8 protein-coding genes and 1 pseudogene are annotated in these 8678 nt (G+C 70.9%); 3 read left to right on the forward strand and 6 right to left on the reverse strand.

What is annotated here, in order from left to right; translation table 11 throughout:
* Positions 1–95, forward strand: a pseudogene (locus ABT300_RS38345) (DUF192 domain-containing protein); the annotation flags it as partial.
* Positions 96–137: 42 nt separating this feature from the next.
* On the opposite strand, the gene ABT300_RS38350 reads toward ABT300_RS38345, so the two are convergent.
* Genes ABT300_RS38350 through ABT300_RS38365 form a run of 4 tightly spaced genes read right to left on the reverse strand, consistent with a single transcriptional unit; the run spans position 138 to position 4589 of the window.
* Entirely contained in the window at positions 138–740 is a 603-nt protein-coding gene (locus ABT300_RS38350; protein ID WP_351686117.1) for a hypothetical protein, read from the reverse strand.
* Positions 727–2337, reverse strand: coding sequence for a vWA domain-containing protein (locus tag ABT300_RS38355; protein WP_351686120.1), 1611 nt, complete (start codon positions 2335–2337; stop codon positions 727–729). Before ABT300_RS38355 ends, ABT300_RS38350 begins: the two co-directional genes overlap by 14 nt.
* The gene (locus ABT300_RS38360; RefSeq protein WP_351686123.1) at positions 2334–3509 is read right to left on the reverse strand and encodes a toxic anion resistance protein; all 1176 of its coding nucleotides are present in this window, start codon (positions 3507–3509) and stop codon (positions 2334–2336) included. The genes ABT300_RS38355 and ABT300_RS38360 overlap by 4 nt, the downstream gene beginning before the upstream one ends.
* Positions 3510–3524: 15 nt before the next feature.
* The gene (locus ABT300_RS38365; protein WP_351686126.1) at positions 3525–4589 is read right to left on the reverse strand and encodes a substrate-binding domain-containing protein; all 1065 of its coding nucleotides are present in this window, start codon (positions 4587–4589) and stop codon (positions 3525–3527) included.
* A gap of 212 nt (positions 4590–4801) precedes the next feature.
* Between ABT300_RS38365 and ABT300_RS38370 the strand changes: the two genes are divergently transcribed.
* Both ABT300_RS38370 and ABT300_RS38375 read left to right on the forward strand, forming a co-directional pair.
* Positions 4802–6184, forward strand: coding sequence for a hypothetical protein (locus tag ABT300_RS38370; RefSeq protein ID WP_351686128.1), 1383 nt, complete (start codon positions 4802–4804; stop codon positions 6182–6184).
* 107 nt (positions 6185–6291) lie between these two features.
* Entirely contained in the window at positions 6292–6840 is a 549-nt protein-coding gene (locus ABT300_RS38375) for a DUF4383 domain-containing protein (RefSeq protein WP_351686130.1), read from the forward strand.
* Here ABT300_RS38375 and ABT300_RS38380 read toward each other — a convergent pair.
* Both ABT300_RS38380 and ABT300_RS38385 read right to left on the reverse strand, forming a co-directional pair.
* A complete protein-coding gene (locus tag ABT300_RS38380; protein WP_351686133.1) occupies positions 6828–7985 on the reverse strand; it encodes an amidase domain-containing protein in 1158 nt (385 codons plus the stop codon). The genes ABT300_RS38375 and ABT300_RS38380 overlap by 13 nt on opposite strands.
* Positions 7986–8123: 138 nt before the next feature.
* Positions 8124–8678: polysaccharide deacetylase family protein (locus ABT300_RS38385; protein ID WP_502978084.1), on the reverse strand; the 555-nt coding region annotated here is incomplete at its 5' end.

Raw genomic sequence — 8678 nt, forward strand, 5'->3', positions numbered from 1 at the left:
ATTTCACCGTCCTGGCCGTCCGCACCATGCGTCCCGGCCGCCTCGGCCTGCCTCGGCTGCGCGCCCGGCATGTGCTGGAGGCGGAGGCGGGGGCCTACATGGCCCCGGCCCGTGCCCCGCAAACCCATATCAGGGGGCTACTGCGAGCGGTCCTCCAGGTAACGCGTGTGGGATTCCTGACGTCTGGCCTCTGTTTCCCGCAGCGCGCCCGCCAGGTGCTCCGCCTCGTCCTGGAGCAGGGTCAACTGGCGTTCCAGATGGCGCTCCGGGGGATCCTGGCCCGGCGCCAGCCGTGTCCACCACCTCGTGCGCACGAAGGTGTCGACCGCCTCGGGAACGTCCTGCCGCACCGCCCTCGACAGGATGTGGACGCCTTCCGGGTCCTGGGCCAGGATCTCCGCGACCCAGCCGGGTTCGAGGAGGGCGGCCAGCAGGCCGGTGAGCTCGGCGAGGCGGCCCGCGGCGGCCGGGGGCAGGTCGACCTCCGCGAGGTAGTCGCCGAGGCGCTCGAAGTCGCCGCGCACTTCGTCGAGCTGGGCGGACGGGTCCGGGAAGTCGGGCAGCGGGGGCCGCTCCGGCGGGGCGATCAGCGCGCCCGCGCCGTACAGTCCGACGACCACGATCGGCCAGTACGGGCCCGCGACCCCCGTGAAGGTCAGGACCAGGCCGACCAGTCCCGCCGCGCTGCCGGCGATGTTCTTGCGCGACTCCAGGTATCCGGCGAACCTACTGGTAGCCACGGATCTCCTCGAAGGCGCCGTCCAGCGAGCCCTTCTGGGCGTCGAAGAGGCGGCCGCCGGTCAGTTCGGCGATGTGCTCCAGCTCCCCCCGGTCGGAGTCGCCGAAGAGGACGGGGAAGACGGGGATGGCCTGCCGTTCGGCGCTGAGGCCCTGGTAGAAGCCGTCGAAGTCGCCGGCCTTCGCGCCCGCCGTGTTCTCGCCGTCCGTCATCAGCACGATCGACGTGAACGCGTCCCGGTCGGCGCCGAGGTGGTCGTACGCCTTCTCCAGCGACGTGTAGACGGCCGTGTCCCCGTCGGCCGACAGCTCCTCGGTGTCCTTGCGGATCGCGGCGAGCCCGGCGTCGGGGTCGGCGGGGCTGACGACATGCGTCCGCACGCTCTTCACGTCCGATCCGAACGGCATCAGCGTCACCTCCTCGCGGTCCCGGAAGTCGCCGGTCAGGTCGGTGAGGGCGGTCTTGAGTCGGCGCAGCCGGTCGCCCTGCATCGAGCCGGAGGTGTCGAGGACGTACACCGTCCGGGAGGGGCGGCGCAGGTCGTTCTCGTAGGCGTCGAGGAGACCGTCGGCGACGGACCGGGCGCCGGGGAAGGGCAGTTCGCGCCGGCGGGCGGTGTCGAGTCCGGCCGCGGGCGGCACCGAGGCCACGACCGGGCGGCGGTGCGTCTTGGCGGTGATCAGCCGCTGGACGGCCTCCGTGCGCAGCGCGTCGGTCACCCGCTTGACGTCGTCGCGGGCCGTCGCGTCGGTCGCGGCGAGGGAGGAGAGCGGGTAGTCGGCGGTGACGACGCCGTCGGTGGGGCGGATCACGGTCAGCCCGGGGATGCCCATGAGCACGGACTCGTAGTTGAGGAGCGCGTCGACGTCGCCGCGCCGGGCGTACGCGCTCGCCAGCCAGCCGGACGAACCGGAGGTCAGCTGCTGCCCCTTGAAGAACTCCTTCAGCCTCGGGGTCGCCTTCGCGACGTCCGCCTCGGTGAGCGCGGACTGGGCTCCGGAGAGCGCCGAGGCGACCGAGACGAGTGTGGAGAAACCGGAGTTGGAGCGGGCCGGGTCGGTCATGCCGTAGGTGAGTTCGCCGTCCTGAACGGCCTGCTCGATCTGCGACCAGGTGACGTGCTGGGGCTTCCAGCCGAGGGAGGCGACGGTCGCCGTCCGCACGCCGACGGCGACCGGGCTGGACATGATCGGCGCCTCCGAGACGATCTTCTTCGCCGCGTCGGGGCGCAGCCGCAGATAGTCGCCGGAGGACAGCCACACGGCGTCGTACCTGCCGTCCGCGGCGGGCTTCGCCAGCAGGTTCACGGCGTCGAGCGTGCCCATGTAGGTGGGCCGGATCGTGACGCCGGTGTCCTTGCGGACCTGCTCCAGCACGGGGGCCATGTCGCTCAGTTCGCTGGAGGCGAGGACGCGGAGGACGCCGGGCCGGGGCGCGCCCGGGTCCTTCTCGTCCCCGTCGGCCGCCGCCGAGCAGGCGGTGAGCAGGAGGGCGAGGGCGGTCAGCGCGAGGAGGGGCCGACGGGGGCCATGGGGCCGAAGGGAACCAAAGGCTCGAAGAGGACCAAGGGTTCGAAGGGGTCTGGGGGGCCGTCTCATGAGAGGCCGCCTTCCAGCGCGCTGCGGGAGCGGCTGCGGTCCAGGTAGGCGCCGGCCTGCTGGAGTTCGGCCGTCAGGTTCTCCACGGTCACCGCCATGGCCTCGGTCGCCTGCACCTTGTAGGCGTCGATGGCGTCGAGGGTGCGGTAGATCTGCTGGAAGGCGGAGCGCAGGGTCTCGGCGCCGACGGCCGGGTCGGCGGCGATGCGCTGGATCTCCCCGCTCTGCGTCGCGAGCATCTCCGCGTTGCCCCGGATGAGGTCCTCGGTGGTGCCGCGCAGGGCGTTGACCTGCTCGACGACCTTCTTCTGGGTGTCGAGCGCGGAGGCCAGCATGACCGAGATGCGCAGCGCCGAGACGGTGGTCGTGGCGGCCCGGTCGACGCCCTTGATCAGCTCGTCGTTGTTGCGGCGGACGACGTCCATGGCGAGGTAGCCCTGTGCGCACACCGCGAGCTGGGTGAGCAGGTCCTGGTGCTTCTGCCGGACCGGGAAGAGGACGTCGGCGCGCAGGCTGTCGGCCCGCTCGGGGTCGGTGAGCTCGGCGCCGGAGATCTGCTGCTCGACGGCGAAGTCCAGGGCGTCGGTCAGGACGATGTACTCCTGGAGCTTGCCCATGGTCTCCCAGAGCCGGACCCGCTCGGTCTGCAACGCGGCGTTGTCGCGCCGCAGTTCGTCCTGGCCGCCGCGCAGCGAGCTCACGATCTTGTTCAACGTGCCCTGTGCGGAGGCGTACTTGGCGACGTGGTCGCGGAGCTTGTTGCCGCCGGGGAGCTTGGAGAGGAACTTGCGGCCCTTGCTCGCCGGCAGGTCCCGCGGGTCCAGGTCCTCGACGACACGCCGGAGTTCGACCAGCGAGCCGGCCACCTTCGACTGGGCGTCGCCGCCCTTGTCGGGCAGGCTGCGCACGGTCCGCTCCAGCATGCGGTTGGACTGTGCGGCGGCCGTGCGCATCTCGCCCGCGCCGAGCGCGGTGATCTCGCCCACCTTGCCCACGAACTCGGGCGAGCGGGCGTCGAGGGCTGCGAGTCCGTCGACGTAGGCGGCTGCCTTGGTCGCCATGGCGGTGCGGACGCCGTCGTCCACGGGGACGAGTCCGCCTGCCCGCTCGCGCGGAACGGCGGCGACGGCCTCGGGCGGGGTGAGGGCGAAGTCGTTGTCGGTGCTGCTCATCTGCTGCTGTCCCCCTTATCCGCGCGCCCGTCGCGCCAGCTCGTGCAGCACCGCGGAGGTGGGCACGGGCGCCTGGCGGACGCCGGTCAGTTGCTGCTTGAGGTAGGCGCCGGCCGAGGCGAACTCGGCGGCGACGCCCTGCGGGCGGAACCCGTGCCGGATCTCCAGCTTGCGCAACTCCGGGTCGTTGGAGAGGAGTCGGGCGAGTGCGGAGCCGTTCTCGGTGAGCGGCACGGCGGTGTGGTCGCTGTTGACGGTGGTGTCCGGGTAGAGGACCACCAGGTCGTCGGGCTGCTGCCCGTCCGCGAGGAGGGAGGCGACCTGCGACTCGTAGACCAGGACGAGCGGGTTGCCTGCGCCGCTGACGAAGTCCCGGAAGGCCGCGTCCGTGCTGGACTGCTGGGCTCCCTGGACGCTGACCAGCTTGTGCAGCAGCGGCGCGGTCCTGTCGACCTCGGCGGTGCTCGCGACGACCTTGCCCCCGCCTGCGACGTAGGACGCGGCGGCGAGGTAGAGCGCGCCGGAGCTGGAGGTCTCCGGGTCGGTGCTGGAGAGGTAGAGGGCGCCGGTGAGCTCCCCGTACTTCTCGGCGCCCTTCAGCTGCTGCCAGGTCCGGTCGGCGCGGGCCGCGTCCAGATAGGCGGCCATCTTCAGGGTGCCGCGGTGCGCGGCGTCCAGGGTGGCCAGGCCGCCCGCCGCGAGCACCCCGGCGGCGTTCTTGTGCGCCACGACGACGAGGGGCGAGTAGAAGGGGCGGGGGAGGGTCCCCTGCACCTTGTACTTGGCCGCGAGCTCGACGGCGGGCGCCTGGCTGCTGGGGAACGCGAGGTCGTAACCCTCGAGGTCCAGCCCTTCCATGGCCCAGGACCCGGAGGCCTCGGCCCTGACGGTGTAGCCCTTGGCGGCGAGGGCCTTCACCACGTCCGGGTCCGCGAAGAACTCCGCCTTCTCCGACCCGATCACCATCCGCACGGTCTTCGTTGCCGTGCCCTTGTCCTCATCGCTGCGACCCGCGACGACGGCGACCACCACGCCCGCCATCAGCAGTGCCGCGAGGACGATTCCCATGATTCGTCTCACACGTGGAGCCTGCTCCCGGAACCCCACATTCCCGGGTATCGCTGGTGAACGGACGGTGACACGCCAGCCCCGGCCCTGCAACGCCCGCGTGACGCCCCTGCGGGGCGCGAACGAAGTCATGGTCCGGAAGGTGAACTGACCGGCCCGTGTGTTCGTCCTTAACCGGTGGGAGAATGACACGGGGCAGGACGGACACAGCACGGGAGAGGGATGTGACGGCGACACCAGTACGGCCGTACTCGCCGTCGCCGCCGCGCGCGGACCGACCCGCGCTCACCGCGCTCAAGGACGCCCTGGTCCTCGTCGCCCTCCCGCTGGCAGCCGCGCTGGCGCTGCCCGCCGCGTTCGCCGGCGGCGGCACCCGGCGCTGGTTCGGCGGGCGCTCGGAGGAGCAGCGCGCCGAGGCCCAGGCCGCGAAGGACGCGGCGGCCGCCGCGTTCTACGAACTGGACAGCGCGCAGCGGGATCTGCGGATCTCGATCGAGACCATCAAAGCGGTGGACGACTCGCCGGCCGCCCGGCGGGCGGTCGCGGACTTCGAGGCCGTCGGCAGGCGCATCGACGAAGCCAGTCACCAGTACATCGAGGCGGTGGACGCCCACGATCTCGACCGGGACGACCTGGAGGCGTCGGCGGCCGCCCGGGCGCGCGAGCAGCTGACCCGCGCCAAGGAGGAACTGGGCCGCGTCAAGCAGGAGCTGGACCGGTTCGCCGCCGGGCTGGGTCCGCTGCTCGGCAAGGCCGAGACCCAGCTGGCCCGGCTCGCGCCGGCGGTGGAGCGGGCCCGGCAGGGGCTGCTGGCCGCCTCCGGCGCACTGGACGCGGCCCGGGAGGGCGGCCTGCGGGCGGACGATCTGGCGGCCCGGCTGGCGGCGCTCGCGCCGGAGCTGACGATGCTGAACCAGGGCGCGGGCCGCCACGGCGTGCCGCAGACCCTGGAGCGCGCCGAACGCGTCGCGCGGGAGGCGGAGGCGGTCCGCGCGGAGGCCGCCCGGCTGCCGGAGCGGGCCGCCGAGATCGACCACCGGCTGGTCTCGCTGCGCACTCGCGCGCAGGCGCTGACGACCCGCTCGGGACAGCTGGATCCGGTGCTCAGCGAGCTGCGCCGGCGGTTCACGGCGGCCTGCTGGCAGGACCTTCAGCATGTTCCCGGCCAGGCCGGGGAGAACGTCCGGCAGGCCGAGGCGAAGCTGACCGAGGCGCAGGCCGCACGGGACGCGCAGCGCTGGCCGGACGCCACCGCGCTGCTGTCCACGGTGCGGGCGCTGCTGAACACCACGGACGAGGCGGTGTCGGCCGCCGGTGATCGGCTGACCAGGCTGAACGCGGTGCAGAAGGATCCGCAGGCGGAGATCGACCGGACCCGGTTCGCGATCCGGGACGCCCAGCGGCTGGCCATGGCGGGGCGCAACACTCCCGACCCCCGGCACGCGCGTCCGCTGGACGAGTCGGTGGCCCGGCTGGAGCGGGCGATCGCCACGCTGGAGGGCCGGCACCCCGACTACTGGCACTTCCTCACGGAGACCGAGGCGGTCCGGCGGGCGGTCGCCGGCACGGTGGCCCGGATCCGCGAGGAGCGCGGCACCGGGCACTGACATTGCCCTCGCCGCCCGACGGGCGGATATTGGATGACGAGGACACGTGCGGACATTTCAGGCACGTGACGTCCCACGGTCGGCATGTCTCACCTCGGGAGGCGGAGATGGCGACGCACGCACTGCGTTCCGGCTCGAAACGGCGGATCAGGATCGACGACCATCTGCCCGTCGATCACCGGCTGAACCTGGTCTACCGGATCGGCGCCGGGCTGATGGGCCTGGGTCTGATCGTCTTCGGCGTCTTCGGGATCATCGACAGGATCGGCTTCTTCGACACCGGCGGGGACGAGGTGTGGAGCCTCAACACCAACGGCGCGCTGAGCTGGCTGTCGGTGGCGGTCGGGCTGCTGCTCGTCGTCGGCATGGTGATCGGCGGGAACGTCGCGTCCACGCTGAACATGGTCTTCGGCGTGCTGTTCATCCTCAGCGGGTTCCTGAACATGGCCCTGCTGGAGACGGACTACAACTTCCTGGCCTTCGAGATCCAGAACTGCATGCTCAGCTTTGTGATCGGCATCCTGCTGATGGTGTTCGGGATGTACGGCAGGGTGGGGTCCGCCCTGCCGCACGACAACCCGTACTGGCGGGCCCGTCACCCCGAGGGCGACGGGCCGGCCGAATCAGGGGCGAGGGGCCCCGATCAGGTGCGGTAGGCGTAGTAGTACGCGTTGGGGTTCTGCGCGAGGAGGCTCGACAACGACTTACGCAGCGTGTTGTTCGAGTGGTACGTCAGGTACGGCACGCCGTTGCTCTTGGCCGTGACGATCATCGTGTGGTCCTTGGACCCGTCGCGGTCGAAGTCCATCTGGAGGACGTCGCCGACCTCGAGCTGGTAGACGTTGGCGAGGGCGGTGGTGCGCTTGGAGTTCTGGGCGAACCAGGACCACTCGTTGACGCCGACGAACGAGTCGGACTGGATGTCGGCGTTGCCGAACCACTTGGTGTAGTCGTACACGTAGCCCGGGACGTGCTTCCAGCCGCCGGCCTTGAGGGACTGGCTGACGAAGTTGGTGCAGTCGCCGCCCGCGGTGTGGTTGTTGAAGTCCGGGTAGTCCTTGTTGTACGTGTACACGTACTTCTCGGCGTAGGCCGCCATCGCCTTGTAGTCGTAGGCGGTGCCCGTCTTCGGGACGGCGGGCGGGTTCGACGTGATCGCCGCACGCTTGGCGTTCGGCATGGTGTCGTCCGCCGTCGTCACCTTCACCGTCGGCGTCGGCTTGGAGAGCGTGTTCACCGCGAGGCCACCCTGGTCGGTGTCCCGGATGGCGGTGAGCTGCCAGTTGCCCTGCCGGTCGGCCTTGAACGTCAGCTCGTGCTTGGCCTGGAACCCGGTGCTCTTCGGGGCGTTGCCGCGCGTCTGGGCGTAGGTCAGGGTCGTGGTCTCGGTGACCGCGGCCTTGGCCGTGCGGCCCGTCACGCGCGTGGCGTTCAGGGTGACGGTGGTGGCGGCCTTGCTGTACTTCTCGCCGGCCTTGGCCAGCTTGTCCTTGCGCTGGCCGAGCGTGGACAGCGCGGCGTCCTCCGTGCGGGCCGTGCTGGAGGACAGCTTGACGTCGCCCGAGAAACCGTCGGTCAGCGGCTTCGCCCGGTTGCCCTGCGCGCCGGTGACCAGCGCGTCGGTACGGTCGGTGAAGACCGCGTCGGCCAGCTTCTGGAAGGTGGCCTTCGTCTTGGCGTCGACCGTGGGGTCGTCGACGACCGCGGCGCCCGCGGACCAGGTGGGCAGCAGCGCCACTCCGGCGACGACCGAGGTGGCGGCGGCCCCGAGTATCGCGACGCGGCGGCGTGTCGCCTTCAATTTCCTTGACTTCACTGATGTTTCCCCTCTTGCCCCGGCGATGGGATGCCGAGGAGGGCATCTTTGCACGGGGTGTGTGGCTGTTGTGAAGGGGGTTGCGGTTGAGGTTTGGTTACTTCACCCGCCGTCCCCCGGGGGTCACTTGACGACCGTGGACCAGTCCGGGCTCTGCGCGGGATCCAGCGTGCGCAGCCGCTCCAGGGTGGCGGGTGTCTGGACGTCCATCCAGTCGGCGAGCTCCTTGAAGGAGACGCACTTGACGTCCTTCTTGGTGCACACGTTCTCGATGGTCTGGTCGACGGCCTTCATGTAGATGCCGCCGTTCCAATCCTCGAAGTGGTTGCCGATGAAGAGCGGCGCCCTGCTGCCGTAGTACACGCGGTTGAAGCCCGCCATGTAGGCGTCGGCGGTCTCCTGTTCCCACTGCGGATACTCGGCCGGGTTGCCGTGGACCTCCCCCTTGGACTGGTTGTACAGGAAGTTGAAGTCCATGGACAGGCCCTGGTACTTGCCGCCCTCGTACGGGAGCATCTGCAGCGGGAAGTCCCAGATGCCGTTCTTCTTCGTCGGCCAGATCTGGAAGTCGCCGGCGGAGGACGCGTCGTAGCGCCAGCCGTAGCCCTTGGCGGCCTTCAGCAGGTTCGCCTGGCCCTCGAGGCAGGGCGCCCGGCCGCCGACGACCGCCTTCTTGAA

It is taken from the genome of Streptomyces sp. NPDC001027 (genome assembly GCF_040299045.1).
Classification (GTDB): Bacteria; Actinomycetota; Actinomycetes; order Streptomycetales; family Streptomycetaceae; genus Streptomyces.

What these genes read in the sequence shown, in the direction of transcription:
- ABT300_RS38355 (WP_351686120.1), bottom strand. Translation starts at nt 2,337, where the DNA reads ATGAGACGGCCCCCCAGACCCCTTCGAACCCTTGGTCCTCTTCGAGCC.
- ABT300_RS38360 (WP_351686123.1), bottom strand. Translation starts at nt 3,509, where the DNA reads ATGAGCAGCACCGACAACGACTTCGCCCTCACCCCGCCCGAGGCCGTC.
- ABT300_RS38375 (WP_351686130.1), top strand. Translation starts at nt 6,292, where the DNA reads ATGGCGACGCACGCACTGCGTTCCGGCTCGAAACGGCGGATCAGGATC.